The organism is Tateyamaria sp. GN1-10 (genome assembly GCF_055693845.1).
The window spans coordinates 3,209,653-3,235,109 of record NZ_JBVFUR010000004.1 but is presented as its reverse complement, the minus strand read 5'-3'; the positions used below and the strand labels follow the sequence as shown (position 1 = coordinate 3,235,109).

Annotated in this window: 25 protein-coding genes, 4 pseudogenes and 1 riboswitch; of the genes and pseudogenes, 11 read left to right on the top strand and 18 right to left on the bottom strand. The window is 61.9% G+C overall.

Going from position 1 to position 25,457, the window contains the following annotated elements; genetic code table 11:
* Positions 1–7 precede the first annotated feature (7 nt).
* From cobA to cbiE, 5 genes are read right to left on the bottom strand one after another with little or no spacing between them, the layout of a single operon-like run.
* Entirely contained in the window at positions 8–727 is a 720-nt protein-coding gene (cobA, locus tag ACZ1HN_RS18095) for a uroporphyrinogen-III C-methyltransferase (protein WP_299598455.1), read from the bottom strand.
* Positions 724–2,031, bottom strand: coding sequence for a cobyrinate a,c-diamide synthase (locus ACZ1HN_RS18090; RefSeq protein WP_472728490.1), 1,308 nt, complete (start codon positions 2,029–2,031; stop codon positions 724–726). The genes cobA and ACZ1HN_RS18090 overlap by 4 nt, the downstream gene beginning before the upstream one ends.
* Positions 2,024–2,818, bottom strand: coding sequence for a precorrin-4 C(11)-methyltransferase (gene cobM, locus ACZ1HN_RS18085; protein ID WP_472728489.1), 795 nt, complete (start codon positions 2,816–2,818; stop codon positions 2,024–2,026). Before cobM ends, ACZ1HN_RS18090 begins: the two co-directional genes overlap by 8 nt.
* A complete protein-coding gene (locus ACZ1HN_RS18080; protein ID WP_472728488.1) occupies positions 2,815–3,171 on the bottom strand; it encodes a cobalamin biosynthesis protein in 357 nt (118 codons plus the stop codon). The genes cobM and ACZ1HN_RS18080 overlap by 4 nt, the downstream gene beginning before the upstream one ends.
* Positions 3,168–4,379: a precorrin-6y C5,15-methyltransferase (decarboxylating) subunit CbiE gene (gene cbiE / locus ACZ1HN_RS18075; RefSeq protein ID WP_472728487.1), complete on the bottom strand. Its 1,212-nt coding sequence runs from the start codon at positions 4,377–4,379 to the stop codon at positions 3,168–3,170. Before cbiE ends, ACZ1HN_RS18080 begins: the two co-directional genes overlap by 4 nt.
* Here cbiE and ACZ1HN_RS18070 point away from each other — a divergent pair.
* Positions 4,378–5,133, top strand: a complete 756-nt coding sequence (locus ACZ1HN_RS18070) for a cobalt-precorrin-6A reductase (RefSeq protein WP_472728486.1) — start codon at positions 4,378–4,380, stop codon at positions 5,131–5,133. The genes cbiE and ACZ1HN_RS18070 overlap by 2 nt on opposite strands.
* Here ACZ1HN_RS18070 and cobJ read toward each other — a convergent pair.
* Genes cobJ through ACZ1HN_RS18050 form a run of 4 tightly spaced genes read right to left on the bottom strand, consistent with a single transcriptional unit; the run spans position 5,106 to position 8,044 of the window.
* Positions 5,106–5,858, bottom strand: coding sequence for a precorrin-3B C(17)-methyltransferase (gene cobJ, locus ACZ1HN_RS18065; protein WP_472728485.1), 753 nt, complete (start codon positions 5,856–5,858; stop codon positions 5,106–5,108). The two genes, ACZ1HN_RS18070 and cobJ, sit on opposite strands and share 28 nt — an antisense overlap.
* Positions 5,855–6,589, bottom strand: a complete 735-nt coding sequence (gene cobI, locus ACZ1HN_RS18060; RefSeq protein WP_299742794.1) for a precorrin-2 C(20)-methyltransferase — start codon at positions 6,587–6,589, stop codon at positions 5,855–5,857. Before cobI ends, cobJ begins: the two co-directional genes overlap by 4 nt.
* Positions 6,589–7,218, bottom strand: coding sequence for a precorrin-8X methylmutase (locus ACZ1HN_RS18055; protein ID WP_472728484.1), 630 nt, complete (start codon positions 7,216–7,218; stop codon positions 6,589–6,591). The genes cobI and ACZ1HN_RS18055 overlap by 1 nt, the downstream gene beginning before the upstream one ends.
* 1 nt (position 7,219) lies before the next feature.
* Complete coding sequence (locus ACZ1HN_RS18050) at positions 7,220–8,044, bottom strand: cobalamin biosynthesis protein CobG (RefSeq protein WP_472729388.1); 825 nt, start codon at positions 8,042–8,044, stop codon at positions 7,220–7,222.
* A 4-nt stretch (positions 8,045–8,048) separates the two neighbouring features.
* Here ACZ1HN_RS18050 and ACZ1HN_RS18045 point away from each other — a divergent pair, with 4 nt between their 5' ends.
* The gene (locus ACZ1HN_RS18045) at positions 8,049–8,210 is read left to right on the top strand and encodes a hypothetical protein (protein ID WP_472729387.1); all 162 of its coding nucleotides are present in this window, start codon (positions 8,049–8,051) and stop codon (positions 8,208–8,210) included.
* Here the strand turns inward: ACZ1HN_RS18045 and ACZ1HN_RS18040 are convergent.
* From ACZ1HN_RS18040 to ACZ1HN_RS18025, 4 pseudogenes are all read right to left on the bottom strand, one after another.
* Positions 8,169–8,276: pseudogene (locus ACZ1HN_RS18040) on the bottom strand (cobalamin biosynthesis protein CobG); the annotation flags it as partial. The gene ACZ1HN_RS18045 and the pseudogene ACZ1HN_RS18040 overlap by 42 nt on opposite strands.
* 59 nt (positions 8,277–8,335) lie before the next feature.
* A pseudogene (cobN, locus tag ACZ1HN_RS18035) lies at positions 8,336–11,567 on the bottom strand (cobaltochelatase subunit CobN).
* A 24-nt stretch (positions 11,568–11,591) separates the two neighbouring features.
* Positions 11,592–12,664: pseudogene (gene cobW / locus ACZ1HN_RS18030) on the bottom strand (cobalamin biosynthesis protein CobW).
* Between the two features lie 76 nt (positions 12,665–12,740).
* Positions 12,741–13,040: pseudogene (locus ACZ1HN_RS18025) on the bottom strand (DUF1636 family protein); the annotation flags it as partial.
* An 84-nt stretch (positions 13,041–13,124) separates the two neighbouring features.
* Positions 13,125–13,343: riboswitch (cobalamin riboswitch) on the bottom strand.
* 90 nt (positions 13,344–13,433) lie between these two features.
* Between ACZ1HN_RS18025 and ACZ1HN_RS18020 the strand changes: the two are divergent.
* The 4 genes from ACZ1HN_RS18020 to ACZ1HN_RS18005 all read left to right on the top strand — a co-directional run bounded on the left by ACZ1HN_RS18020 (position 13,434) and on the right by ACZ1HN_RS18005 (position 15,181).
* Positions 13,434–13,646, top strand: a complete 213-nt coding sequence (locus ACZ1HN_RS18020) for a hypothetical protein (protein WP_472729386.1) — start codon at positions 13,434–13,436, stop codon at positions 13,644–13,646.
* On the top strand, positions 13,589–14,041 hold the full coding sequence (locus ACZ1HN_RS18015) for an HAD family hydrolase (RefSeq protein ID WP_472729348.1): 453 nt from the start codon (positions 13,589–13,591) through the stop codon (positions 14,039–14,041). Before ACZ1HN_RS18020 ends, ACZ1HN_RS18015 begins: the two co-directional genes overlap by 58 nt.
* 71 nt (positions 14,042–14,112) lie before the next feature.
* Positions 14,113–14,724, top strand: coding sequence for a cob(I)yrinic acid a,c-diamide adenosyltransferase (gene cobO / locus ACZ1HN_RS18010; protein WP_472729347.1), 612 nt, complete (start codon positions 14,113–14,115; stop codon positions 14,722–14,724).
* Between the two features lies 1 nt (position 14,725).
* Positions 14,726–15,181 carry a metal-dependent hydrolase gene (locus tag ACZ1HN_RS18005; protein ID WP_472728483.1) on the top strand — a complete coding sequence of 152 codons (456 nt, stop codon included), beginning with the start codon at positions 14,726–14,728 and terminating at the stop codon, positions 15,179–15,181.
* A gap of 17 nt (positions 15,182–15,198) precedes the next feature.
* On the opposite strand, the gene ACZ1HN_RS18000 is transcribed toward ACZ1HN_RS18005, so the two are convergent.
* Positions 15,199–15,351, bottom strand: a complete 153-nt coding sequence (locus ACZ1HN_RS18000; RefSeq protein WP_472728482.1) for a hypothetical protein — start codon at positions 15,349–15,351, stop codon at positions 15,199–15,201.
* Positions 15,352–15,448: 97 nt separating this feature from the next.
* Here ACZ1HN_RS18000 and ACZ1HN_RS17995 point away from each other — a divergent pair, with 97 nt between their 5' ends.
* Together ACZ1HN_RS17995 and ACZ1HN_RS17990 are read left to right on the top strand one after the other, a co-directional pair.
* Positions 15,449–16,897 (top strand): cobyric acid synthase, encoded by a 1,449-nt coding sequence (locus ACZ1HN_RS17995; RefSeq protein ID WP_472728481.1) that lies wholly within the window; start codon positions 15,449–15,451, stop codon positions 16,895–16,897.
* A gap of 22 nt (positions 16,898–16,919) precedes the next feature.
* On the top strand, positions 16,920–17,312 hold the full coding sequence (locus ACZ1HN_RS17990; protein ID WP_299742771.1) for a 5-carboxymethyl-2-hydroxymuconate isomerase: 393 nt from the start codon (positions 16,920–16,922) through the stop codon (positions 17,310–17,312).
* Between the two features lie 88 nt (positions 17,313–17,400).
* Here the strand turns inward: ACZ1HN_RS17990 and ACZ1HN_RS17985 are convergent, their stop codons facing one another.
* The 4 genes from ACZ1HN_RS17985 to ACZ1HN_RS17970 are packed head-to-tail and all read right to left on the bottom strand — an operon-like array spanning position 17,401 to position 21,353.
* Entirely contained in the window at positions 17,401–18,135 is a 735-nt protein-coding gene (locus ACZ1HN_RS17985) for a proteasome-type protease (protein WP_299769196.1), read from the bottom strand.
* 39 nt (positions 18,136–18,174) lie between these two features.
* A complete protein-coding gene (locus ACZ1HN_RS17980; RefSeq protein WP_472728480.1) occupies positions 18,175–18,975 on the bottom strand; it encodes a transglutaminase family protein in 801 nt (266 codons plus the stop codon).
* A 4-nt stretch (positions 18,976–18,979) separates the two neighbouring features.
* Positions 18,980–19,921, bottom strand: a complete 942-nt coding sequence (locus ACZ1HN_RS17975; protein WP_472728479.1) for an alpha-E domain-containing protein — start codon at positions 19,919–19,921, stop codon at positions 18,980–18,982.
* 4 nt (positions 19,922–19,925) lie between these two features.
* Positions 19,926–21,353, bottom strand: a complete 1,428-nt coding sequence (locus ACZ1HN_RS17970; protein ID WP_472728478.1) for a circularly permuted type 2 ATP-grasp protein — start codon at positions 21,351–21,353, stop codon at positions 19,926–19,928.
* A gap of 220 nt (positions 21,354–21,573) precedes the next feature.
* On the opposite strand from ACZ1HN_RS17970, the gene ACZ1HN_RS17965 reads away from it, so the two are divergent.
* From ACZ1HN_RS17965 to ACZ1HN_RS17955, 3 genes are all read left to right on the top strand, one after another.
* Positions 21,574–22,404 (top strand): 3-oxoadipate:acetyl-CoA acetyltransferase, encoded by an 831-nt coding sequence (locus ACZ1HN_RS17965; RefSeq protein ID WP_472728477.1) that lies wholly within the window; start codon positions 21,574–21,576, stop codon positions 22,402–22,404.
* Positions 22,405–22,489: 85 nt separating this feature from the next.
* A complete protein-coding gene (locus ACZ1HN_RS17960; RefSeq protein ID WP_472728476.1) occupies positions 22,490–23,725 on the top strand; it encodes an acyl-CoA dehydrogenase family protein in 1,236 nt (411 codons plus the stop codon).
* Positions 23,726–23,813: 88 nt separating this feature from the next.
* Positions 23,814–25,457: a hypothetical protein gene (locus tag ACZ1HN_RS17955; RefSeq protein WP_472728475.1), complete on the top strand. Its 1,644-nt coding sequence runs from the start codon at positions 23,814–23,816 to the stop codon at positions 25,455–25,457.

Genomic DNA, 25,457 nt, shown 5'->3' with positions numbered 1-25,457 from the left:
GGCGCGCTCAGCTTTCCGCAAGCGCGCCGTACAAGATCAGGGCAGGGGCATCACTAACACCCCGGCCCAGTTCCTCGGCCAGTTCCGAAACCGTTGTGCGGTGCAGCTTCTGCGCGTCGGTGGACACACCCTCGGCCAGAAGCGCGGGTGTATCAGCGGGCAGCCCAGCCTGCATCAACATCTCCGCAAAATTGGGAAAGGTGCGCTGACCCATGAACACAACCGTTGTGGCCTGCGCGTCGGCAAGGGCCGCCATGTTCAGGTCCTCGGGCAAGGCGCCGCGCACATCGTGGCCGGTGACAAATTGAACTCTACGCGCTGTCAGCCGCCGGGTCAGCGGAATGCCTGCTGCCGCCGCAGCCGCACAGGCTGACGGCACACCGGGAATGATCTCGAATGGGATGCCTGCGGCCTTCAGAGCCTCTGTTTCTTCTTCCAACCGCCCGAACGTGCCGCCATCGCCGGATTTCAGCCGGACGATGCGCTGACCCTCGGTTGCGTAGTCAACGAGCAACTGGCTGACATGGTGCTGCTTGGGCGATGGGCGTCCGGCCCGTTTGCCCACACCCACAAGGTCTGCACCGCTGCGCGCATGGCCGAGGATGGGACCCGCACTCAGGTCATCGAACAGCACAGCATCCGCGCGCTTCAGCCGATCCACGGCCTTGAGCGTCAAAAGCTCGGGGTCGCCGGGACCGGATCCCACAAAGCTGACAAACCCGGTCATGCCGTTTCCCCGGTGATCAGGTGAAAGAACGTGCCGGTGACATGGCCACGCCGCGACCCGGTCTCAGGCACCGGGTTGCCGTCCGCGTCAGATACCTGGGCCAAGGGCTCATCGGGTTCGTCAAGGATTGTTGTATAGTGAAACTCGTGCCCGCGCAGCGCTGCACCGGCGGCAAAGCCAGGCATGGGCGCGTCCAGCACCGCGCGGCGGTAGCCCAAGTGGAACTTCCGCTTTTCAAAGCTGGTTTCAAGGCCAAACAGACCTGCCATCTCGTGCCGCGTGCCGTCCTTGTCGGTCAGACCGGCACCCAGAACCATATAACCACCACACTCACCGTGAACCGGCTTGGTCTTGGCGTGCTTGCGCAATCCTGAAAGGAACGTGTGTGCTGTCGCCAGTGTGCCACCATGCAATTCGGGGTAGCCGCCGGGCAGCCAGACCAGATCGGCGTCTGGCTCGGGCGCTTCATCGGCCAGCGGAGAAAAGGGCAGGACTTCGGCCCCCGCCGCCCGCCATCCTTCCAGCAGATGCGGGTAGGTAAAGGAAAACGCGGCATCGCGAGCCAATGCTATCCGTTGCGCGGGTGGTGTCGGCAGCGGATGCGTATCAAGGGCCGGACCGGCTTGCGCCACGGCCCTGATCGCATCAAGGTCCACGTTTTCGCGCAGGAAGTCGGCGTATCCCGCGATCGCTGCTTCAAGATCGGGATGCTCAACCGCTTGAATAAGTCCAAGGTGGCGCTCGGGCAGCTTCAGATCGCCGCGCCGGGGCAGACAGCCCAAAACCTTTACTCCTGCGCGTTCCATACCCAACCGGGTCAGCCGTTCGTGCCGGGGACTGGCGACCCGGTTCAGGATCACACCGGCAAAAGGCAGGTCTGGGTTGTAGCTTTTGAACCCCAGCGCTGTGGCCGCTGCCGATTGGGCCTGTCCGCCCACGTCGATGACCAGAATAACGGGCCAGCCCATGGCGAGTGCGGTTTCGGCGCTCGACCCAAAGCCCGACTGGCCGCGCGTGGCGACACCGTCGAACAGGCCCATGGACCCTTCGGCCACGCAGATATCGGCCCCCTGTGATTGCGCCGCGACGCCGCCCAGCAGGTTGCCGTCCATCGCCCATGTATCGAAGTTGAACGAGGCACGCCCGGCGGCTGCAAGGTGAAAGGCCGGGTCTATATAGTCTGGCCCGCTCTTGTAGGGCTGCACGACCAATCCGTCATCGCGCAACGCGCGCAGCAGGCCCAGCATCACCGTCGTCTTGCCCGTGCCTGACGCGGGGGCTGAGATCATAAGGCCATTAGTCATCGCCATGACTCCAGCTGGCCCATGGACTGTCCGCGCTTTGCGGGCGGTAGCGGCGGTCGTAGTCCGTTGAATACAAACAACTTTCGTCGAACCCCTCGGCCCCGATGGCCTGTCCGACAAGGATCAGGGCCGTGCGGCTGATGCCGTCGTTCATGGCGTCTTTCAAGGTGGACAGCGTGGCATGGATGATCTGCTCGTCTGGCCAGCTTGCCCGGTAGACCACCGCCACAGGGCAATCCGCTCCATACGCCGGTGTCAGGTCTGTGATGACTTGATCCAAATTCCCGATGCTCAGATGGATCGCCAGCGTCGCGCCGGTCGCCGCGAAGTTCGCCAGCGTTTCACCTTCGGGCATGGATGTGGCGCGGCCCGGTGTGCGGGTCAGCACAACGGATTGAGCGACGCCGGGCAGGGTCAGTTCCGCGCCCAACGCTGCCGCCGCCGCAGAGAACGAGGGCACGCCGGGCGTCACTGTGAATGGAATGCCCGCTGCCTTGATCCGCCGCAATTGTTCACCCATAGCGGACCATACGGACAAGTCTCCTGAGTGCAGCCGCGCGATGTCATGACCTGCTGCATGAGCAGCTTCGATTTCGACCATGATGGCATCAAGGTCCATGGAGGCCGTGTTTACGATTTTTGCGCCCTCGGGGCAGTGATCGAGGATGGCTTCGGGCACCAGCGACCCTGCGTAAAGGCAGACAGGACAGGACCCGATCAGGTCGCGTCCCCGCAGGGTCAGGAGGTCGGGGGCACCAGGGCCTGCGCCAACGAAATGTACGGTCATGTGTCTGGTCCTTGGGCTATGGCGCAGGTGGCCATGCGATCTTGGGATATTGTGCGGGTGCTGATCAACCGCGCGCCGGGGCCTGCGGCGGCAAGAGCCGTGGCCTCGGCCACGCTCGGTGTGCCTTTTTCGGTGCTGCTGCGGACCGATTGGGTGTGCGTTGTCTGGCCTGCGGCCTGGTCTTGGGTGACTGCGACGACAGTCAGGTTCATAGATTTCGCAAATGCGGTCAGGCTGTCCGCCTTTTCTGCCAGAGTCGCCAGCGCATCGGGGGCATCCGCATGTTGTGCCAACGCATCGGCAAAGCTGTCTGTGGTCGCCTGCGTACTGAACCCGAACCCTGCAACAATCATCGCTCGAGGCTCCATTGCACAACCGGATAGGCCGATGCCCAGCCCCGTTTCGGGCCCAAAGGTGCGGCGTGGCCGAGCGCAATGCGCATCAGGTCGCCGCCGTGGATGGCCTGCGCCGCGCTCAGCAGAGCCTCGCCCTCGAGTGTCACGGCGTTGACGACTATGCGGGCTGGGTTGGCAACGGCGGCATCGAGCACGGGTTTGGACAGCCCCCCACCAATGAAGATTGCATGTGCTTCCTTCAGACCCGCGAGGGCGTCGGGTGCGGCGCCCTCAATCACTGTCAGCCGGTGATCAAGACCAAGGTCCAGTGCGTTCTGTGCAATCCGCGCGGCGCGATCGGCGCGTGGTTCTACCGTGTTGGCCGTGGTCGAGGGATGGGCCAACAACCACTCCAGCGCGATCGAACCTGAGCCACCGCCGATGTCCCAAAGATGCTCGCCGGGTTTCGGGGCCAATGTGGACAGGGTGATGGCGCGCACTGGACGCTTGGTGATTTGCCCGTCGCTTTGGAACGTGTCGTCGGCCTGGCCTGATGCGGAGGTCAGGGCAGGGCCATCGCCCGCCACTTCGACAGCAGCGCAGAGCGGGTGTTCGAATGTGCCGGTGATCGTGTCGGCGCGTTGTTGCGTAAGGCGGTCCTGTGGCCCGCCCAAATGCTCCATCACATGCAGAATACTGTCGCCAAAGCCTTGAGTGTCCAGGTAGTTGCCAAGCGCTGGCACGGCATCCCCATCGCGCAGCGTCACGATCAGGCGTACGCCCCGGGCGAGATGCGGTCGCATCCGGGCCATCGGCGCGGCATGCAGGCCGAGACACGCGGTGTTCTCCAACGGCCAGCCGAGCCGTGCAGCAGCGAGGGAAAAGCAGGAGGGGCCGGGCCGGGCGGTCCATTCGTCGGGGCCGAAGCTGCGCGCGATCACGGAGCCTGCGCCGAACCAGAACGGATCGCCCGAGGCCAGCACTGCAACCCTCTGTCCCCGCAGGGAGGCGAGGATGGCGATGCCGTCAGCAAAGGGGACGGGCCATGGGATGAGATCTGTCCCCGCGGGGACACTTGTGCTTAAGGGGTTGTTAACCACGAGATCCAGATGGCGTTGCGGCCCCATGATGACCTCAGCCGCCGCCAGAGCGGCTTGACTTGCGGCGCTGAGACCGGCAACCCCGTCCTCGCCTATGCCGATGATGGTCAACCAAGGGTCAGACATGCGCGCCAACCTCCTGATCCTTGCCGGTACGACCGAAGCCACCGCCTTTGCCAACGCTGCCGCAAAAGCGGGGCTGGCCGGTATGGTCAGCTTTGCGGGCCGTGTCGAGAGGCCCAAGCGCCAACCTTTGCCCCAGCGTATCGGCGGATTTGGCGGGGTCGACGGATTGGTTGCGCACATGCGCGACGAACAGATTACCCATCTGATTGACGCAACCCACCCCTTTGCCGCGCAGATGAGCCGAAATGCGGTGGCGGCCTGTGCCGAGGCGCGCGTGCCGCTGATTGCGCTGACCCGCAAACCGTGGGCGGCGCAGGCCGGGGATCGCTGGACCCATGTGCCCGATATTGCCGAGGCCGTCGCCGCCCTGGACCAACCCGCCGTCCGCATCATGTTGGCCGTCGGTCGGATGCATCTGGCGGAGTTCGCGCCGAACCCGCAGCATTTCTATCTTCTGCGTCTGGTCGATCCACCCAAAGACCTGCCGCCCTTTCCCGATCACCATGTGCTGGTGTCGCGCGGGCCGTTTACCGAAACTGACGACCTTGCGCTGATGCATGAGCATCGCATTGATCTGGTTGTGTCCAAGAATGCTGGTGGTTCCGGTGCCTATGCCAAGATCGCCGCCGCCCGCGCCTTGGGCCTGCCGGTGATCATGATCGACCGACCGGCCGTGCCGGACAGGCAAGAGGCGCATTCTGTGGCGCAAGTGATGGATTGGTTGCGTCATTCGGGCGTCGACCTTGGGGTGTAGACAAGTGGTGCGCCGTCGCGGGGGATGATCCGGGTGCGGGACGAGCCAATGATGACCATCGTGCGCATGTCCGCCATGTCGGGCGTGGTTTGAGACAGGGGCACAATTCTTATTTCTTCATCGGACCGCGTCACGTTGCGGGCGAAGATCACCGGACGGTCATCGCCACATGCTTCTTTTAACACGTCGAGCGTGCGCACGAACCCTTCGGGCCGGGATTTGGACCGGGGATTGTAGAAGGCCATGGCAAAGTCGCCTTCGGCTGCGAGGCGCAGGCGCTTTTCGATCAAGCTCCAGGGTTTGAGGTTGTCGGACAGGTTGATCGCGCAGAAGTCGTGGCCCAGCGGCGCGCCGCAGCGGGCGGAGGCCGCGAGCATGGCAGTGATGCCAGGGAGTACCGAGATGTCGAGATTGCGCCAGTCCGCTGGACCGTCCTCGACCGCCTCAAAAACGGCGGCGGCCATGGCGAAAACGCCGGGGTCACCTGAAGAGACGACAACGACGTTCTTGCCTTCGCTTGCCATTTCCAAAGCATGGCGAGACCGGTCAATTTCGACGCGGTTGTCGGAGGCGTGCAGGGTTAGACCGGGTCGCTCCGCGATGCGGGCCACGTAAGGGATGTAACCGACGATGTCGGTAGCTTGAGCCAGCACATCCGTGACTTCGGGCGTGATCAGGGCGTCATCCCCCGGCCCAAGGCCCGCAATGCGCACCCAGCCGGTCATGGGCGGCGGCCCTGTCCGTGCACAACGATGATCGAGAAGTAAGGGGTTACTTTCCCCTCGGCCTCGCACAGTTTTTGAACGTTTTGCTTGGGCATGGCGGCGTATTCGATCAGATAGGCGTCCTCAAATTTGCCTGCGCGGCGCAGGGCGCTGCGCACCTTGTCGATATTGCGCCCGATCTTCATCACCACCAGTGCATCGGCCTGTTCCATGCCAGATACAAGAGTGTCTTCGTCCAGCGTACCCATCAGCACCGTCAGGATGTCGTCGCCCCACGTGATCGGCGCACCGGTGGCTGTCCAAGCGCCGGACATGCCGGTGATGGCGGGCACGACCTGCACTGGCACATGTGGTTCGAGCCGCGTGTAGAGGTGCATGAAGGAGCCGTAGAAGAACGGGTCGCCCTCGCACAGCACAACCACATCCTCGCCTTGTTCGGCGAGTTGGCGCAGGTGGGCGGTACAGTCTGCGTAGAATGCGCTGAGGATTTCGTTGTAGCGTGGGTCGTTCAGCGGGATTTCGGTGGTGACCGGGTATTCCATGGGGAACTCGACGGCATGGTTGGCGAGCATGCCGTTGACAATGGTGCGTGCCTGACCCGGACGGCCTGCCTTGCGGAAGAATGCCACGTGTTGGGCGTTTCGCACCAGCCGGTCCGCGCGGACGCTGAGCAGGTCCTGCGCGCCGGGGCCAAGGCCCACGCCGTGCACGGTTCCGGGGGCGGCGGCCATTATTCTTTTCGACTCGCGATGGCGTTGACCGCGGCGACGGTGATCGCGCTGCCACCCAGTCGCCCCTGCACGATACAGCAGGGGACGGGTTGGTCGGCCCAGAGCGCGTCCTTGCTTTCGACCGCACCGACGAAGCCAACCGGGCAGCCGATGATCGCGGCGGGGCGGGGGCAGTCGGGGTCCTCGAGCATGTTCAGAAGGTGAAAGAGCGCCGTGGGGGCGTTACCGATGGCGACGACCGCGCCGTCAAGGTGGGGGCGCCAAAGCTCGAGGGCGGCGGCGGAACGGGTGTTGCTCATTTCTGCGGCCAGTTCGCGGACGCCATCATTGTGCAGTGTGCAGATCACCTTGTTGTCAGCGGGCAGGCGCGGGCGTGTGATCCCTTCGCTCACCATGCGCGCGTCACAAAGGATCGGTGCGCCGTTTTCCAATGCCGCGCGGGCGGCAGGGACGAAACCGGGCGAAAAGCGGCAGTGCTGTTCGAGGCCAACCATGCCGGCGGCGTGGATCATGCGGACGGCGACCTGTTCCTCGTCCTTGTCGAAGTGGGCGAGGTCGGCCTCGGCCCGGATCGTGGCGAAGCTTTGCAGGTAAATGGCCGCGCCATTGGTTTCATATTCGTAGGGCATATTAGCTCGCCGTGGTCAGGAGGTCGTTTGGCGTGAGGCCGCGTTGGCGGGGGGCATCCCACGGATGGCCGTTCTCTACAAGGTCGAACGCGCCGTCGCGACCTACGAGCGTGGTGGTGGCGGGGCGCGGGTGGGCGCAGCCTTTTGAGCAGCCCGAGATGTGGAGTGTTCCGCTGTGATGCGGCGCGAGTTGTTGGGCAAGGGCACGTGTGTCGACGGTCGCGGCATTGCAGGCGGGCGCGCCGGGGCAGGCGTGGATGCGCAGGAGCGGATCGGTGTGGCTGGTGACAAATCCGTGCGTATCGCAGGGCTGTGCGTCTTCCAACAAGAAGGTACGCCAGGGGGTGACGCGAAGGGCGGTCGCTTGGCTGTCCTGGATTAGTCTGGTCATGGCACGCGCATCGATGCTGCCAAAAGGCGCGCCGTAGACAAATCCGCCGGTTACCGCGCCGGGGGTGATGGAACCCGTGGCGGGCGATGGTTTAGTATCCTGCCACGTGTCTGGAAACGTTCTGGTTTTCAGATGCTTGGACATCCGGCCCGCGGCGACGCCGTCGGATGCGACGAACCATTTCGCCAGTTTGATCAGCGCTGTTGGGGCGTTCTGTTCCGAGACGCGCTTGCCTTTGTGTGCACCGTCAGCGCGCAGGATGAGATCGCCTGTGTCCGCCCGTTCAAACCGGAAATCGGCGGACGTGTCGGACAGAACGGGGCCCGTTCCCGCATCGATGGCAACGCCCATCTTGGGAGGTAAGTAGGGCAGGTCGGGCAGGGCATTGAGCAAGGCCGCGTGCAAACGCGTGGTAAGGTCGCCCGTTTGCCACATGGGCGTGACGACGATGTTGCGCCGGGATCTCGTCTTCGGCCGTGGCATCGAGCAGGTTGAGGTGTTGGAGGGCTGTCAGGACGTTGCCGTGCTGGTCTTCCGCAATGCCGCGCATCTGCAAGTTGGCGCGGCTGGTGAGGTCGATGATGCCGTTTCCATGGCTTAGCGACAGGGCGCAGAGGCCGAGGATCTGCTCGCGGGTAAGGCGTGCCAAACGAGGGCGGATACGCATGATCAGCCCGTCACCTGACATCATCGGGCGCCATGCGCCGGGGCACCAGCCTTTGACTGTCATTGTGCCGCCTCGAGCGAAGCGCGGATCGAGTTGCGGCGGGTGTGCCAGAGGCCTGCGGCGTCGAGTGCTGCGAACTGGTCCTGCATCGCCTGGTACGCGCCGGGGTTGGCGTCTTGCAGGAAGGCTGCCACCTCGGGGTCACCGAGAGTGGCGTCATGGTATGCGTCGAAGAGGTGGGGGCCGACGACCCCCGCGAGATGGGCAAAGGCGGCCATGTGGTCGAGCGTGGCGGCGATCTCGGCTCCGCCGCGGAAGCCGTGACGCATCATGCCGCGCAGCCACTGGGCCTGCGTCGCGCGGGCCTGAACGACGCGGGCGATTTCCTCGGGCAGGGTACGCGCGCGCGGGCGGTAGGGTTGCGTCGTGTCGAGGTGATAAAGGGCGGCGTTGCCTCCGGTCACCGCTTGGGCAGCAGCGAACCCGGCTTCATGCGCGGCGTAGTCCGAGGCCAGCAGGACATCTGTCTCTGGCAAGTCTTGCAGGTGGACAAAGCTGTCGGCTGCGGCGACGCGTGCGCGGATGCCATCTTCATCCTTCGTTGCCGTTGCGCCGTCAAGGGCATAGGCGCTGGCTGCGAGCCACGCTTGCCCTGCGGCAACCCGGGCGTCCTCGGTGAACGTCTCTATGTCTCCGCCCATACCAAGGCCAAAGCTGCCGGGAGCGGGGCCGTAGACGCGGGCATCCGGCATCGTGCCGGCGTAGGGGTTCCAGTCGGGAGCCTCGTCGCGTTGGCTGAGCGCGCGGACGGCTTGGGCAAAGAGGGCCGAGAGCGTGGGGAATACGTCGCGGAAGAGGCCGGAGACGCGCAGGGTGACGTCGATCCGGGGACGGTCAAGGTCGGTAATGGGCAGCACTTCTATGCCGGAGACGCGCTCGGAACCCTGGTCCCAGACCGGTTTCACGCCCAGAAGGTGCAGGGCCATCGCGAATTCCTCACCCGCCGTGCGCATCGTTGCGGAGCCCCAAAGGTCGACGATCAGGCCACGGGGCCAGTCGCCTTCTTCCTGCAAGTGGCGGCGGACCAATTCCTCGGCCAGTTTGACGCCTTGGGCATAGGCGGCGCGGGTTGGGACCGAACGGGGATCGGTGGTGTAGAGATTGCGGCCCGTGGGCAGCACGTCGCTCCGCCCACGATGGGGGAGCCGGAGGGGCCACCGGCGATGCGCTTGCCATTGAGCGCGTCGATCAAGGCGCTGCGCTCGGTGTCAGCCCCTTGACCCCAGATGTGCAGCCCTTCACCGAACTGGCTTTCCTTGATATCGCAGACGAAGCGGTCGATGCGGGTGATCGCCTCTGCCGAACAGCTGGCGCGGTCGAGGCCAAGGTCATTTTCGACCCCGATGGCCTGCGCCTCGGCCCGGATGTCGTCTTGCAGACGGTCGCGGCGCTTGGGGTCGAGGCCATCGGCGTTGGAAAATTCATCGAGCAGGGTTTCGAGCCGGATGAACCTGTCGGGTGTGGCGCTGTCCTTCATCGGGGGGGCAGGTGGCCAAGTGTGACAGCCCCGATGCGGCGTTTGGCTTGGGCGGCTTCGCCCGGGTCGTTCACGATGAAGGGGTAAATGACCGGCAGGGTGCCGGTCAGCGCCTCGGGCCAGCATTTATCCGACAACGCAACGGACTTGCCCGGCAACCATTCGAGCGTGCCGTGCGCGCCGATGTGGATCAGGGCTTGGGTTTGGCTTTGGAGCCAGAGGTAGAAAGCGACATAGGCGTGGCGGGGAACGCGGCTGAGGTCGTGGTAGTCGTCGTCCCGCGCGTTGGGTGTGCCGCGTTCTGGTTGCAGGGCGACCAGGACGTTGCCCCGGCGGGTGGCCGGGAAGTGGAAGTGGCCCTTGTCGGCGTCATTGTCGGCGCAGCCCCATGCAGCATACAGGTCGTCTCGTAGCGATTGGGGTAGAGTTGACAGCGCTGCTTTGTAGTCGGTGAGCGGCCAAGTGATCGTCTCGGTTTCGAGTGCGCTTGTGACGGGTGTCAGGTCGGTATTGTGGCCCGTGTTTTGCAAGTCGGCAAGGATCGCATCGGTCGAGGCGAGCGCATCCAGACCCACGGCATGAGCCATGTTCCAGTCCTTGCCCGGGTAAGTGCTGAGCACAAGCGCGAGGGCGCGTTCCTTCGCCGGGGTCGTGGCAAGGTCTGTCCACGCTTTCACCCGGTCCGCAACCATCTCTATGCGTTTGGTGTCGGCCTTGTGCGCATAGCGGGCGAATTGCAGGTCGTCGTCGCGCGGCTGCGGTTCTTTGAACGACGCAACACCGGCAAACAGGCGGCCATCCACCTCGGGCAGAACCACGTGCATGGCGAGGTCGGTGGGGGAAAGGCCGCGCTCTGCCTCGTCCCAGGCCTCTCGGGTGGACGTGGCGAGTGCGATCTGGAAGACCGGGACATCGCCCGCATCAAGGGGTGACGCGCCGTTTGCGCCGATGCCGGAGAAGGCGGTGGCGTTGACAATGGCGGTGGGTTTCAGATGTGCGATCTGGCGGGCCATCCAAGCTGCCGCGTCCGGGGTTTTGAGCGAAGGCGCGAAGAGGCCGAGCACGCTGAAGCCACGGGCGCGCAGGGCTTGGAACGTCGCCTTGATCGGTGACAGGTCCGCAGCGGACAGATAGGCGCGATAGAAGGTCACGATGATCAGGGGGCGGGTATCAGCGCCATGCACCAGCGGACAGGCCACGCCATCCTCGGGTGTCCATGCACCGACGGTTGGCAGCGCCTTGGAGCCTTTGACAGGACCCGCGTATAGACCGGAGGCCAACGCCATTTGTGCAAGTGCTGCTTGCGCCGCGACTGCGCCGCCAGTGTCACAGAGATGCGCGAGGCGTCGGAGAGTGGATACGGGCAGGGTCGAGATTTCATCCAGCCGCGTATCGGGCCGCCCATCGGCGGGCAGGACAGCCAGCGCGATGCCCTTGGCGCGACACAGTGCTTCGACCTGTTGCAACCCGTAGGACCAATAGGGCACACCCCCGATCAGGCGGATCAGGATGCCCTTGGCCCCTTCAAGTGTCTGTTCGACATAGGTGTCGACGGACAGAGGGTGCTTGAGGCCCACCAAATTGGCGAGCCGTACCGTGGGCAGCTTGCCGTCCGCCCGGTGCCATGCCGCCGCGAAGGCGCCAAGGTCGCTGTCCGAGAACGACAGCACCACCAGATCCGCAGGCGTCTGCCCCAGATCGGTGGGTGTCTCGGTCTCTTCGAGCCCGTGGCTTTCGCGGAAGACGACATGCATGGCTGGGGCCTTGGGGCGGTTTCGTTACTCGGCGGCTTCGGTGACTTGGACCAGGGCGGCGCGAATGGCTGCTTCGTTCACGTCGTCATGTTCGGCAATCACGACCAAACGGCCCTGCCGCGCCTCGTCCGGCCCCCACGGGCGGTCGAACTGGTGGCGGACACGGGCACCGACGGCCTGGACAAGCAGACGCATGGGCTTGCCAGCGACGGCGGCGTAGCCTTTGACGCGGAGGATGTTCTGCGTCTTGGCCATCGCTTCGATGCGGGCAACCAGTTCCGCGGGGTCGCTGACTTCGGGGATGTCGATGATGACGCTTTCAAAGTCGTCATGTTCGTGGTCGTCATGCCCATCGTGGTGAGACGGGCGCGCGTCCATGTCGTCTTCGGCGGCGGCTTCCAGCCCGAGGATCACGCGGGGGTCAACCGCGCCTTCGGCCACTTCGACAACGGGCAGGGGGCGGGGGCTTCGGCCTCGATCACCGCCTTGGCCTTGGCGATGCCTTCGGGTCCTGCAAGGTCGGGTTTGGTCAGCAGGATGATGTCGGAGCAGCTGATCTGATCCTCGAACACCTCGGACAGGGGTGTTTCGTGATCAAGGCTGTCATCAGCTTCGCGCTGGGCGTCGACGGCCGCCACATCCGGGGCGAAGCGGCCCGCAGCCACGGCTTCGGCATCGGCCAAAGCGATCACACCGTCCACGGTGATGCGGCTGCGAATATCGGGCCAGTCAAACGCCTTGAGCAGCGGTTTGGGCAAAGCGAGGCCGGAGGTTTCGATTAGGATGTGTTCGGGCTGCGGGTCGAGGGCCATCAGTGCCTCGATTGTCGGGATGAAGTCATCGGCCACGGTGCAGCAGATGCAGCCGTTGGCCAGCTCCATGATGTTCTCGGCCGGGCAGTCGGGAATGGCGCAGCTTTTGAGGATCTCGCCGTCCACGCCCACATCGCCGAACTCGTTGACGATCACGGCAAGTCGCTTGCCTTGCGGGTTTTGCATCAGGTGACGCACAAGGGTCGTCTTGCCGGAGCCGAGAAAGCCGGTGATGACGGTGACGGGGACTTTGTTCAGGTTGGGGTTTCGGTGCGGTGTAGACATATTCAGAACTCCTGCGGGGGATGCGGGCGATGCAGTTTTTGCGGAAGTGTTCGGGGCGCTCGCGCCACGGCACGATGCCATCGGAGGTGGCGGCATATTTGCCGATGCCTTCAACCACCATGTCGGCGTCGCGGTCTTCCATCAGGTTGCCGTAGACATAGGTCCAGCGCTGCGCGCCACCACGCACGGCGACCGAGCAGCCGGAGGAGCAGTTGGACAGGCATTCAACGGCCTTCAGGGTCACGCCTTCGGGCATGGTGCGATTGGCAAGCTCGGCATGTAGCGCTTCGCCAGGGCGGGTGCCGTCCTTGGGCACTTCCAACTCGCGGCGGCATTTCACGCAGACCAAGAGTTCCACGGGGGGCAAATCGGCCATGTTCTTTCCCTGTCAGGGGACAGCATGGCAGATGGCGGGCGGCGAGGGGGCCGTTGGTTCCCGACACCCGGCACACCCCGTCCGGTTTCGTCACGTCTGCTGGCAGGTCTCCCGGCTTGCGGATATCAAGGTCTCCCTTGTCGGCTACCCTGCCTTCCCGGCGCTTGGCCAGTGGCGTGGGGCAACCTCTCCGGTCACGGTCGCGGGGGCGGCTGCGTTTGCGAGATTTTTCTGCGAAAATCTTGCGCGGCATTCCCTTTTCACCCGGAGCGGACCCCGAGCACCAACTCGACCGTAGTGCGCGGGCCGCGAAACAGAGTCAAGCGGGAACGCGATGGTGCACCATGGGGCGTCGCGTTACGGTTGGCCAAATTCGAGGTTTCGGAGTTTGTCATGGCGGATCGCTTTATTGTTTGGGATTTCGACGGTGTTCTGAACGGCAACATCGTGGATGGTCGTTTTGTCTGGGCAGACGCGCTCTCTGACGATTGGGGCGTTCCGGTGGAAAGCTTGCAAGAGCATCTGTTCCGACCCGAGCATATTCGGCCATCATCCGCGGTGAGCGGGACCTGCGCGATGCCGTATCTGGGTGGATCGCCCAGTTAGAGCAAGAGATCGATGTAGATGCCTTTCTGGCGTATTGGTTTACCAAAGATGCACGTCTCGACCCGGCAGTCTTGAAACACTTGGACCATTCATCATTCCGCCACGTGATTGGCACGAACAACGAAGCGCGCCGGGCGGCGTATATCGAAACAGAGATGGGATTTGCGAAACGGGTCGAGCGGGTCTTTGCGTCTGGCCGCATGGGGTGTGCGAAGCCCGAGGACGCCTATTTCGCGCTGATCGAGGATTGGACCGGCGTATCTGCTTCGGCACATGTGCTGGTGGATGATTCAAAAAGGAACGTCGAGGCTGCAAAGGCGCGGGGCTGGCAGGCCTACCATTTCGTCGATGACACGCGCGATGGTCTTGCGCCGTTTCTGGACCGCGTGGGGTGATTGCAATAAACGCCTCTGGCAGCGCCGCGCAAATAGTGGCACCACTTGCCCGACAGATACCGGAGGACGCCATGGACGACATCACCGAACGCCACAACGCCAAGATGAAAAAGATCAAGGCGACCCGCGACAAGATGATGGAGACCAAGACCGAGGAAAAGGGCCTGATCATGGTCCACACCGGGCCGGGCAAGGGCAAATCCTCGTCTGGCTTCGGGATGATCATGCGCTGTATTTCACACTGCATGCCGTGTGCGGTGGTTCAATTCATCAAGGGCAATTGGGATACGGGGGAAAAGACGTTCCTGCGGGATCGGTTCGCGGATGAGTGCCGCTTCTTTGTTTCTGGCGAGGGGTTCACTTGGGAAACCCAGGACCGCGAGCGGGACATCGCGGCGGCTGAGAACGGCTGGAAGATTGCCAAGGAGCAGATCCTGGACCCCGAAGTCCAGTTTGTTCTGTTGGACGAGATCAATATCGCGTTGCGCTACGACTATCTGGACATCGACGAGGTTGTGGACTTCCTGATGACAGAAAAGCCCGAGATGACGCATGTGGTGCTGACAGGCCGGAACGCGAAGCCCGAACTGATAGAGGCTGCGGACCTCGTGACCGAGATGACGTTGGTGAAGCACCCATTCAAAGATCTGGGCGTGAAGGCGCAGAAGGGCGTGGAGTTTTAATGTGATCGTTGGCCATTTGGCCGCTGGCTATCTCGCTGCGCGGGCATTTGCTGCCTTGGGTGCGACCACCGTTTTTTCGGGGGTTATCGTTGGTAGCGTGATTCCGGACGTGGATATCCTGTGGTTTTTCCTCGTCGATGGTCAGCAGACACATCACCACGACTATCTGACACATAGACCATTGGTCTGGGCGGTTGTGCTTCTGATCGGTGTCACTATCCGGCGAAGCGTTGTTGTAGGCCTTGGATTGGGTGCGCTGCTACATCTTGCTCTTGATAGCATCGCTGGCAAAGTCGCATGGGCTTGGCCAGTTTTGGATGAAGCCACGCCGCTTGTCATTGTGCCTGCCACCCAAGCGCATTGGGTGTTGTCATTCCTACTGCATTGGACCTTTGCGGTCGAAATCGCACTCTGCATTGCTGCGCTGCTGCTCTTCGCAAGTGCGCGCCGAACATGAAGAGATGGCTGAAACCCTCAGCCGCTTGTCAGCAATCGCAGGCTTTGTAGATCAATTGCCCAAGCTGCTGCTGGCACAGCGATTGCCAGCCCCATCAGGATCATTGTTTTGCGCGCCCGCGCCTTGGCCGCGCGCTTGCGGCGTTCGGGTGTGTTTGTGAAATCCAACATGATCTTTCCGTTTCGTTTGTGTGGTGTCATGTAAGTGATCGTCGCATCAGCTTGCGCGACGAATCTGGCATTTCTGCGATGTCAGGATGGAGGTATCATGGCGAAAGCCCTCATGTTTCAAGGCACGGGCTCGAATGTCGGCAAGTCGATGCTGGTGTCGGGTATGTGCCGCGCGGCAAAGCGCCGAGGCCTGTCCGTCGCCCCTTTCAAGCCGCAAAACATGTCGAACAATGCCGCCGTGACGACCAACGGGGGCGAGATTGGCCGCGCCCAGGCGCTGCAGGCCATGGCTTGCGGGTTGGAACCGCATACCGACATGAACCCGGTGCTTCTGAAGCCTGAGACGGATGTGGGCAGCCAGGTCGTGGTGCAGGGCAAGCGCGTGACCACCGTACAGGCCCGCGAATACGCGGCGTTGAAGCCGCAGCTTATGGAGCATGTTCTAGACAGCTTTGGTCGGTTGAAGCAGGAACACGATCTAGTGCTCGTCGAAGGGGCAGGCAGCCCGGCCGAGGTGAACCTGCGCCGGGGCGACATCGCCAATATGGGCTTTGCCCGCGCCGCCGACTGCCCGGTGATCCTGGCCGGTGACATCGACCGTGGCGGGGTGATTGCGCAGGTTGTGGGAACGCAGTCTGTGATTGATCCGGAAGACGCCGCACTGATCCAGGGCTTTCTGATCAATCGCTTTCGTGGTGATCCGCGCCTGTTTGACGATGGTTACGCCCTGATTGAAAAACACACAGGGTGGCGTGGCTTTGGCGTGGTGCCTTGGTTTTCGGATGCCTGGAAACTGCCAGCAGAGGATGCGCTGGATATCGCGACACCGCGCCGCCCGGATGGCTTGCACATCGTGTGCCTCAAGCTGTCCCGTATCGCGAATTTCGATGATCTTGACCCGTTGGCACAGGAGCCGGGGGTGCGGTTGACCATGCTGCATGCGGGCCAACCGTTGCCTGCGGACACGGATGTGGTGATCATCCCGGGCAGCAAATCGACGCGGGGCGATCTACAATTTCTGCGGGACCAGGGCTGGGACGAGGATATCCGTGCCCACGCGCGGCGCGGTGGGGCTGTCTTAGGGATCTGTGGCGGGTTCCAGATGCTGGGTCGCGTGGTAGATGACCCCGAAGGCATTGAAGGGCCGGCCGGCGCCACGGATGGGATCGGATTGCTGGATGTCCAGACCATGATGACCGATGACAAGCGTTTGACCACCATCGAGGCGGTCCATGTGCCAACAGGGCAAGCTTTTAAAGGATACGAAATTCACATCGGACGCAGCGAAGGACCTGACCGCGCGCGTCCCTTTGCGCAGGTTGCTGGTCAGAACGAAGGTGCGATCAGTGCGGATGGACGGATTGCGGGCAGCTATCTGCACGGTATGTTTCGCGACGATGGCTTTCGGCGGGCTTGGCTTGCGAGGTTCGGACTGAACCACGGCAACGCATCCTACGCTGATACCGTGGAGGTCACGCTCGATGCATTGGCGGACCATCTCGAAACCCATCTCGACATCGACGCGCTTTTGGCTTGCGCACGATAGGGCGGGGGCACAGAGTTCGCACATGCCTCATATCGTGATCGACTATTCCGCCAATCTTGATGATCAACTGGACATGCACGGCCTTTGCCTTGCGCTAAAGGATGCAGCGGCGGCGACAGGTGTGTTTCCCGCGGCGGGCATTCGGGTGCGCGCACATGCTGCACAACACAGCGTCGTCGCAGATGGTGATCCAAATCACAGTTTCATCGACATTGTGATCCGGTTGGCTGCAGGGCGGACCGAGGACCAGAAAACGCTGGCAACGGATGCGGTCTTTGAGGCGGCAAAGGCCTTCACCGCAGATTACATGGCGCATCAGCCTTTCATGCTGTCACTTGAACTTCGAGAGATCGACCAAAACCACAGCCGCAAAACCAGCTCGATCCGCAACTACTTGCCGCCGGACATGCACTAGAAGTTTCTTCTGACTGAAAATACCACGTGGGAGCCCGCAGGGCGGGGCGGAGCCCCCTAAAATATGTCGTCGCGCAGCGCCTGCGGGATCACTTGAAGGCAAATTCAGGCAATTGATCAAAGGCGACCTTCAGCGCTTGCCCCCATCCATTCGAAACCGTCTGGAAATAGGGGTCATCCGCTTTGATCCGCTCGGCATGGGTGATAGACAGGCTGTCGCGATCATAGGTTAAGTAATCAAGTGGCAGGCCCACTGACAGGTTCGACTTGATGGTAGAGTCAAAGCTGACCATGAGCAGCTTTACCGCATCCTCAAAACGCATGGCCGGATCATGGGCACGGACGATGATGGGTTTGCCGTACTTCGCTTCGCCAATCTGGAAAAACGGCGTGTCATCCGAAGCTTCGATGAAGTTCCCTTCGGGATAGACAAGGAAGAGGCGGGGCGGCGATCCCTTGATTTGCCCACCGATGATCATGGTTGCGCCAAACGCGCCATCGGCTTCCATGCCCGTTGTTGCGTTGGATTGGATCACCTCTTTCAGCGTCCGCCCAACCTCTCTCGCGACTTGAAACATAGACGGCGCTTCAAGGATCGACGGGCTGCGATCTTCCGGGGCCTTTGAACGCTCATCCAGAAGCGAGATGACGGATTGTGTGGTCGCAAGGTTTCCGGCTGTCATGATCACGATGACGCGCTCACCTGGCACTTCCCAAGTGTGCATCTTCTTCACGGTCGAGATGTTGTCGACGCCCGCATTGGTGCGTGTGTCGGACATAAAGATCAGTCCGGCATCCAACCGCATCCCTACGCAATAGGTCATATCTTGTGTGTCCCCGCCCCGAGTCGCGGCAAATCTGCGCTATTGCTGCTGTACCTGCAAGGTCACAGACATATCTTCCCTAGCGTTACCATAACGTAAACCGGAGATCGGGGCGGCCCCGCGATAGTCGAGGCCTGTGGCAACTCGTACGTAACGCGCGTCGGGCGAGATACCGTTGGAAATGTCGAACCCCACCCAGCCCAAGCCTTCGACATGGGCTTCTGCCCAGGCATGGCTGGCGTCCTGATCAACCCGATCATCCATCATCAGGTATCCCGACACATAGCGGGCAGGAAACCCGAGCACGCGGGCCGCTGTGATGAACACATGGGCGTGGTCTTGGCATACACCATGACCTGCCTCCATCACGGCCTCTGCCGTGAGGTCAGAGGCCGTCTGATCAGTTGAGTAAGGCACCTGTTCAAGAACATGGGCGGACAGGGCGTGCAGCCGATCCAGATCGCTGCAGTTTGCGGGCGCGCTGTCTGCCAACGCCTGCACGTGCTCACCCGGTTTGGTCAGCACCGTACTGCGCCGGAACAGCCACAAGGGAACATATCCGCCTTGCGGTCCTACAATACCCGCCTTGTCTTCGACGTCGACAATGCCGGCACAAGTGATCTCAATCTCGGTCTGGCCCGACGCGAAGCTGACCAGATCAACTGCATTTGCGTGCTCGTCTTCGAACGACACCTCTACCTGCCCCCCGGTCACATCGATACGCCATTCTTCGACCAATTGACCAAGGCGGGACTTGGGACGCAGGCGGACCTGCTGCAGCCCGTATGGAACAGGCGCGTCGTAGGTGTAGTGGGTTTTGTGAAGAACGTTCAGGCGCATGGGGTCATTCAATAAATCGGTAGTCAATTTCGATCTGGCGACCCAGGGCCGCGCTGTCCCGCAGGAAATCCGAGATGAATTCGTGCAGACCATAGTCAAAGATGGCGTTCATGTCGTGCGCCTTGAATTTCGAACAAAGCGCGTCGGCGAGGGATTGGCAGGTGTGCCGGGTCGCGTATTCCTGCTCGAGGTAGCCGAGGTTGTCGCCGATCTTGCCATAGCAAAAGGCGAGGCTGCGCGGCAGACGACCGTCAAGGATCAGGAACTTTGCGATCGCTTTGGGGTCTACCTCTCCGTCGTGCAGGGTTTGGTAGGCCCGTGTCGTTGATGTGGCGCGTAGGATCGTGTCCCACTGCACGTTGTCGGATGGGCTGCCCACCAGCCGGACCGAGGGCAGCAAGATATAGTATTTCTGATCAAGGATGCGCGCCGTGTTGTCAGCCCGTTCGAAAAAGGTGCCGATCCGGGCAAAGTTGTAGATGTGGTTGCGCACCATCGTGCCGTGCAGCGCCCCGCGCACAAAAGCGCTGCGTTGACGGATCACTTGCAGCACCCGCGGCAGATCGCGGTCTTGGACTTGCTGAGCCAACAGTCGCTTCAGCACCATGTAACACTCGTTCACCGCCTCCCACACTTCGCGGGTGAGCGCCGTGCGCACAACCCGGGCATTCATGCGCGCGGCTTCGATCCCCGCCATGATCGAGCCGGGGTTGTTCGGGTCGCGCAGCAGGAAGTCGATCACCTTTGGGCCATCGGGCGCGCCGTGTATCTCGGAATATGCTGCGCTCAGGCCGGTTGAGGACAGGATTGACGTCCATTCGCTTTCTGCAGCGCTCGATCGCGTCAGCGAAATGCGCAGCCCCGCGTCGATCATACGTGCGGTGTTCTCGGCCCGTTCGAGATAGCGGAACATCCAGAAGAGCCCGCCTGCGGTCTTGCCCAGCATCGCGCTACTCCTCCAGCACCCAGGTGTCCTTGGTCCCGCCACCCTGCGACGAGTTCACGACCAGCGACCCTTCGGTCAGGGCCACACGTGTCAGCCCACCGGGCGTGATGTCGATCCGGTCAGGCGAGACAAGGACAAAGGGGCGCAAATCCACGTGGCGCGGCGCAAGGCCCGCATCAGTCAGGATCGGCACTGTGGAGAGGGCCAAAGTCGGTTGGGCGATGTAGTTACCGGGCGTGGCTTCCAGCTTGGCGCGGAAGTCCTCGATCTCTTTCTTCGATGCTGCAGGGCCGACAAGCATCCCGTAACCGCCCGAGCCGTGCACTTCTTTCACCACCAGATCGGCAAGGTTGTCGAGCACGTATTTCAGGGCCTGCGGTTCCGAACAGCGATGCGTCGGCACGTTTTGCAGGATTGCCTTTTCGCCGGTGTAGAATTCGACGATGTCCGGCATGTAGCTGTAGATCGCCTTGTCGTCCGCGATCCCCGTGCCGGGTGCGTTGGCAATCGTGATCCCACCGGCGCGATAGACGTCCATGATGCCGGGTACACCCAAAACGCTGTCCGGGTTGAAGTTCATCGGATCGAGATATTCATCATCCACCCTGCGATAAAGTACATCGATAGGTTTGTAGCCCCGTGTGGTCCGCATCGCCACACGCCCGTCCACGACGCGCAAATCATGCCCTTCAACCAGTTCGGCGCTCATTTGATCGGCAAGGAACGCGTGCTCGTAATAGGCCGAGTTGTGGATGCCCGGTGTCAGGACGGCAATGGTCGGGCGACCATTGCAGGCATCCGGTGCGCAGGCTGAAAGCGATTTGCGCAATGATCGTGGGTACTGGCCGACAGATTGCACTTTGATCTTGCTGAACAGCTCCGGGAACATGTGCAGCATCGTCTCGCGGTTTTCGAGCATGTAGCTTACACCCGAAGGGGTGCGCGCGTTGTCTTCCAAAACAAAGAACTCGTCATCCCCGGTGCGCACCAGATCGGTGCCGACGATATGGGTATAGATGTCGCCGGGGGGCGAGACGCCGATCATCTCAGGCAGGAAAGCATCGTTGCGCGCGATCATTTCGGCAGGCAGGCGGCCTGCGCGCAAGATCTCTTGTCGGTGGTAGATGTCGTGCAGAAAGGCGTTGAGCGCGCGCACGCGTTGTTCGATGCCCTTGGCCACCTTGGCCCATTCGCGGGCGGCGATGATGCGCGGCACCAGATCGAAAGGGATCAACCGTTCGGTGGCGTCTGGATCGCCGTAGACGTTGAAGGTCACGCCGATCAATCGGAACAGCGCTTCGGCTTCCTCTGACTTGGAGAGTAGGCGGGCGGTGTCTTCGTCCGCGAACCATTTGGAGTAATCGGCATAGGGGGCACGTGCGGCTGTGCCGTGGCCAAACATCTCGTCGAAATACGCGGGTCTTCCGGACATGACCTTTAGCCTGCATATTCCACGCAATGTCGCAACAAAAACGACGCAATTGGTGGGTTTCATGTGAAATCCTGTCGAATAATCAGGCGTTTGCCGTATCAAGAGTGCTGCTTGCGCCAGAATGGGCCACACTGAGCACACAGTTTCCGTGCGCGGGCGCACTGGACGTTTCGCCGGGTTTCAGGGACGATGTTACGAAGCATCCAGAACGAGGCGCCCCATGTCCGACCCCTGCATTATCTGTGTCGCTATCACGGGCTCGGTCCCCCAAAAATCGGACAACCCGGCGGTGCCGATCACAGTGCCGGAACAGGTTGAAAGCACCCATGCCGCGTTCGAGGCGGGGGCGAGCATCTGTCACGCGCATGTGCGGAATGACGATGGCTCCACAACATCCGATCCCGACAAGTTCGCGCTTTTGAAAGAGGGCGTGGAAAAGCACTGTCCCGGTATGATCGTACAGTTGTCGACCGGAGGGCGGTCTGGTGCGGGACAGGCGCGTGGCGGAATGCTGCCGCTGCGCCCGGACATGGCATCGCTGTCGGTGGGCTCGAACAACTTTCCGACGCGGGTTTACGAGAACCCGCCAGATCTTGTTGATTGGTTGGCGACCGAAATGATCACCTATGATGTAAAGCCCGAGATCGAGGCGTTTGATTTGAGCCATATTCTCAAGGCGGCGGAGATGCATGCCAAGGGTCAGATCAAGGATACGCCTTATGTCCAGTTCGTGATGGGGGTTAAGAATGCGATGCCTGCAGATCGGCATGTCTTTGATTTCTATGTGCAAACCGTTCAGCGCCTGTTTCCAGACGCGCCATGGTGCGCGGCGGGGATCGGGGCGAACCAGATCGTGCTGAATGAATGGGCCGTTGCCGCGGGTGGACATGCGCGCACCGGACTTGAGGACAATGTGCGTCTCGACAAGCAGACCCTCGCGCCCTCGAATGCGGCGTTGGTCGACCGGTTGGTTGATGTTTGCGCCAAGCATGACCGCCCCGTCGCGACCCCAGCACAGGCCCGCGACATCCTTGGATTGCGTGCAGCGTGATCAATTGCCCTAGCGTCACTTCCATGACCCGGTGGACACGGTCCGGTTGATCCGCCACCCTACCTGAAATCAGGAGGAGATCATCATGGATATGTCATTCACGCTACGCCCCGAGAACCGTGACCTCCTGGACAGGGTGGCCGCCATGATCCGGGATGAGATCATGCCGCTCGAAGAGGAATACGCCGCCGAAGTCGCCAAGGGCGACCGGTGGCAATACACCGACCGGCAGACTGACATCCTGGAAGGGTTGAAAGCCAAGGCCAAGGCCGCAGGGCTTTGGAATTTTTGGCTGACCGACAGCGACAAGGGGTTTGGGCTTTCGACCGTGGAGTACGCTCATTTCGCCGAGGAGATGGGCAAGACACCGCTCGGCGCCGAGGTGTTCAACTGCTCGGCCCCCGACACAGGCAACATGGAGGTGTTCGAGCGCTACGGAACCGACAAGATGAAGTCCGACTGGCTGGCGCCCTTGCTTGAAGGGAAAATCCGGTCCGCCTATCTGATGACGGAACCCGACGTGGCGTCGTCCGATGCCACCAACATCTCGATGTCCTGTGTGCGGGATGGTGAGGACTATGTTCTGAATGGTGAGAAGTACTGGGCTTCCGGTGCCGGAGACCCACGCTGCAAGGTTTATATCGTCATGGTGAAAACAGGCGGTGACGACCTGCCCAAGCACAAGCGCCAATCCATGATCGTTGTCCCCGCGGGGACAGAAGGGATCAAGGTGCTGCGCCCCATGATGGTTTACGGCCATGACGATGCACCGCACGGGCATATGCATATCAGGTTCACGAATGTGCGCGTGCCTGCCGAAAACATCCTTCTCGGTGAAGGGCGGGGGTTCGAGATTGCACAAGGCCGCCTTGGGCCGGGTCGCATCCACCACTGCATGCGTGCCATCGGTCAGGCCGAAGGAGCACTTGAGCTGATGTGCAAACGGTCGCTGTCCAAGGAGGCGTTCGGCAAGCCGCTGGCCCAGCTGGGTGCCAACTACGACATCATTGCCGAGTGCCGGATGGAGATCGAAATGGCCCGGCTTCTGTGCCTCAAGGCCGCGTGGATGATGGATCAGGGCGATGCACGCGCCGCTGCCCCTTGGATCAGCCAGATCAAGGTGGTCGCTCCGCGTGTCTCGCTCAAGGTTATTGACGAAGCGGTGCAGATGCACGGCGGGCAGGGGATCAGTCAGGACACACCGCTGGCCATTGCATGGACGCACCAACGCACGTTGCGTCTGGCTGATGGGCCGGATGCTGTGCACCGCCGTCAGGTGGCCCGGGCCGAGCTGAAGAAATACACGCAACAGGCGATGTGATTGCCAGAGCCATGCCGCGGCCTGCATGAACGGGCCGAATTGCGCAAAATGACTTGCCACAAGGCCGACTCTTGGCCCTATTGAAGACATGAAAGATCATGTCCCGCATACAGAGCCGTTGCGCCCACCTGAAACGGTGATGCGCCTTGCGCGCATGGGACAAATGATGCCCACAAGGCTCAGCTTTTTGCGCGTGCTAGTCCGGCGGTTGTGCACAGAACGCGCTGCTGTTCGGCGCATTCATTGGAATGTGTCGGATGAAGGCCATGGTCAGGCCGCCTATGCCGTTGATTTGGGTGGTAGCACCTATTCGTTGGTCGCAATCTCGAACGACCTGCCTACAGACCAACGCAGTGATCGGGTGATCGCAACGGCATGGGATGCCGCCTTTGTCCTCTTTGACGGGATCGCTTCATCGGATGACATCGCGCGCATTGCCATACAGGCCCCAAAGCAAGAGGCGGGACGTTTTAGCCCGCGTGACCTTGTACTCAGCCGGGCCAACAAATCTGTCCGCATGTGGGACGCAACGGTTGCAGCCCTGCGGGCAGGGGAACAACCCGACCCCCAGATGATTTGTGACATCGGCTACCTAATGCGCACGACGGCGGTTTATGGCAATGGCAAGTTCGGCATTGCAGATCGCACGTTGATTGCGGATCGCCCCGGGCTTGAGGGCCCATTTGCCGCCGAAATGCTGACCGTCTACCTGATCCGGCACTTCACGCTTGATCTGGTGCAGCATGTGGGCGGCGGAGCGCTTGATCCGAACCTTGCGCGGCACATCGGTATCGGCAATGCGACCGGGCTGGGCATGGCACCTTTCCTGGTGAACCACCCGGTCCTGCTGCACAATTGGATGCAAGCGCGTGAAACGGCTCTGGCCCGCGTGTTGGCGCGCGAGACGATGACTGATGTGCAGGCCACGCGGCTGAGAATGCTCGCGATGCGGGCGCAGCACCATCTGGTGGATTGGATTGTCCCGGCCGAGGATCACAATGGCATTCTGCGGCAGCTGGAAGAGGATTGGGCATTGTTTGCCCATCATTTTGATGCGGTGCCTGCAGAGCGATCCTTTGCCGCGCTTTGGAACGCAGCGGCAGGTGAAAGTGACACGCTACAAGAACTTCTAGCCGCGCTATTGATCGAAGTCTGCCCGGAAGATGTGGATGACCTGGCGCAAGATATGGGGGATCGGTTCGGGCCTCTGATCGTGCCTTTTGCGGATACTGAAGCACTCAAGTCTGCCATCGAAGCCAAATGGGGCTGGGCGCTTGCCCATGACTATGAGGACGCCGACCAATGCCGGCGGTTTTGGTACGTGAGCGAGGCCAAGCTGGAACCGCGACTGGGCGACCGTTTTGCCGAACCCGGAGCCGAGTTGGAAACACCTTTGGACATCGCGCGCCGTGTTGCACAGCTTTATGCCGATCTTCCAACTGCCGCGCTGCCGGTGTCGGAATTCACGGCACAACATCCTGATCACGCCCATGCCATCAATCGGGTCGCCCTTCTAAACCGCTACTCTTACGCAGAAATCCACGATAATCTGATTGCTGCGACCTGTCGCCCCATTGATATGCTGCGTTGCAAGCTCAGTTTCTTTGGTGCGACAAAGTTCGACCCAAAGTCCGACCTGTGGACCCGCATCACGCTGGCACAGGGCGCACCCCTTGGGGATGAACTACGTCCCGAGATGGATGATTGGTGGCTTCCGGCGATGGAGCAATGA

What these genes read in the sequence shown, in the direction of transcription:
- cobA (WP_299598455.1), bottom strand. Translation starts at nt 727, where the DNA reads ATGACCGGGTTTGTCAGCTTTGTGGGATCCGGTCCCGGCGACCCCGAG.
- ACZ1HN_RS18090 (WP_472728490.1), bottom strand. Translation starts at nt 2,031, where the DNA reads ATGACTAATGGCCTTATGATCTCAGCCCCCGCGTCAGGCACGGGCAAG.
- cobM (WP_472728489.1), bottom strand. Translation starts at nt 2,818, where the DNA reads ATGACCGTACATTTCGTTGGCGCAGGCCCTGGTGCCCCCGACCTCCTG.
- ACZ1HN_RS18080 (WP_472728488.1), bottom strand. Translation starts at nt 3,171, where the DNA reads ATGATTGTTGCAGGGTTCGGGTTCAGTACGCAGGCGACCACAGACAGC.
- ACZ1HN_RS18070 (WP_472728486.1), top strand. Translation starts at nt 4,378, where the DNA reads ATGCGCGCCAACCTCCTGATCCTTGCCGGTACGACCGAAGCCACCGCC.
- cbiE (WP_472728487.1), bottom strand. Translation starts at nt 4,379, where the DNA reads ATGTCTGACCCTTGGTTGACCATCATCGGCATAGGCGAGGACGGGGTT.
- cobJ (WP_472728485.1), bottom strand. Translation starts at nt 5,858, where the DNA reads ATGACCGGCTGGGTGCGCATTGCGGGCCTTGGGCCGGGGGATGACGCC.
- cobI (WP_299742794.1), bottom strand. Translation starts at nt 6,589, where the DNA reads ATGGCCGCCGCCCCCGGAACCGTGCACGGCGTGGGCCTTGGCCCCGGC.
- ACZ1HN_RS18055 (WP_472728484.1), bottom strand. Translation starts at nt 7,218, where the DNA reads ATGCCCTACGAATATGAAACCAATGGCGCGGCCATTTACCTGCAAAGC.
- ACZ1HN_RS18050 (WP_472729388.1), bottom strand. Translation starts at nt 8,044, where the DNA reads ATGTGGCAAACGGGCGACCTTACCACGCGTTTGCACGCGGCCTTGCTC.
- ACZ1HN_RS18020 (WP_472729386.1), top strand. Translation starts at nt 13,434, where the DNA reads ATGGCGGATCGCTTTATTGTTTGGGATTTCGACGGTGTTCTGAACGGC.
- cobO (WP_472729347.1), top strand. Translation starts at nt 14,113, where the DNA reads ATGGACGACATCACCGAACGCCACAACGCCAAGATGAAAAAGATCAAG.
- ACZ1HN_RS18000 (WP_472728482.1), bottom strand. Translation starts at nt 15,351, where the DNA reads ATGTTGGATTTCACAAACACACCCGAACGCCGCAAGCGCGCGGCCAAG.
- ACZ1HN_RS17995 (WP_472728481.1), top strand. Translation starts at nt 15,449, where the DNA reads ATGGCGAAAGCCCTCATGTTTCAAGGCACGGGCTCGAATGTCGGCAAG.
- ACZ1HN_RS17990 (WP_299742771.1), top strand. Translation starts at nt 16,920, where the DNA reads ATGCCTCATATCGTGATCGACTATTCCGCCAATCTTGATGATCAACTG.
- ACZ1HN_RS17985 (WP_299769196.1), bottom strand. Translation starts at nt 18,135, where the DNA reads ATGACCTATTGCGTAGGGATGCGGTTGGATGCCGGACTGATCTTTATG.
- ACZ1HN_RS17980 (WP_472728480.1), bottom strand. Translation starts at nt 18,975, where the DNA reads ATGCGCCTGAACGTTCTTCACAAAACCCACTACACCTACGACGCGCCT.
- ACZ1HN_RS17975 (WP_472728479.1), bottom strand. Translation starts at nt 19,921, where the DNA reads ATGCTGGGCAAGACCGCAGGCGGGCTCTTCTGGATGTTCCGCTATCTC.
- ACZ1HN_RS17970 (WP_472728478.1), bottom strand. Translation starts at nt 21,353, where the DNA reads ATGTCCGGAAGACCCGCGTATTTCGACGAGATGTTTGGCCACGGCACA.
- ACZ1HN_RS17965 (WP_472728477.1), top strand. Translation starts at nt 21,574, where the DNA reads ATGTCCGACCCCTGCATTATCTGTGTCGCTATCACGGGCTCGGTCCCC.
- ACZ1HN_RS17960 (WP_472728476.1), top strand. Translation starts at nt 22,490, where the DNA reads ATGGATATGTCATTCACGCTACGCCCCGAGAACCGTGACCTCCTGGAC.
- ACZ1HN_RS17955 (WP_472728475.1), top strand. Translation starts at nt 23,814, where the DNA reads ATGAAAGATCATGTCCCGCATACAGAGCCGTTGCGCCCACCTGAAACG.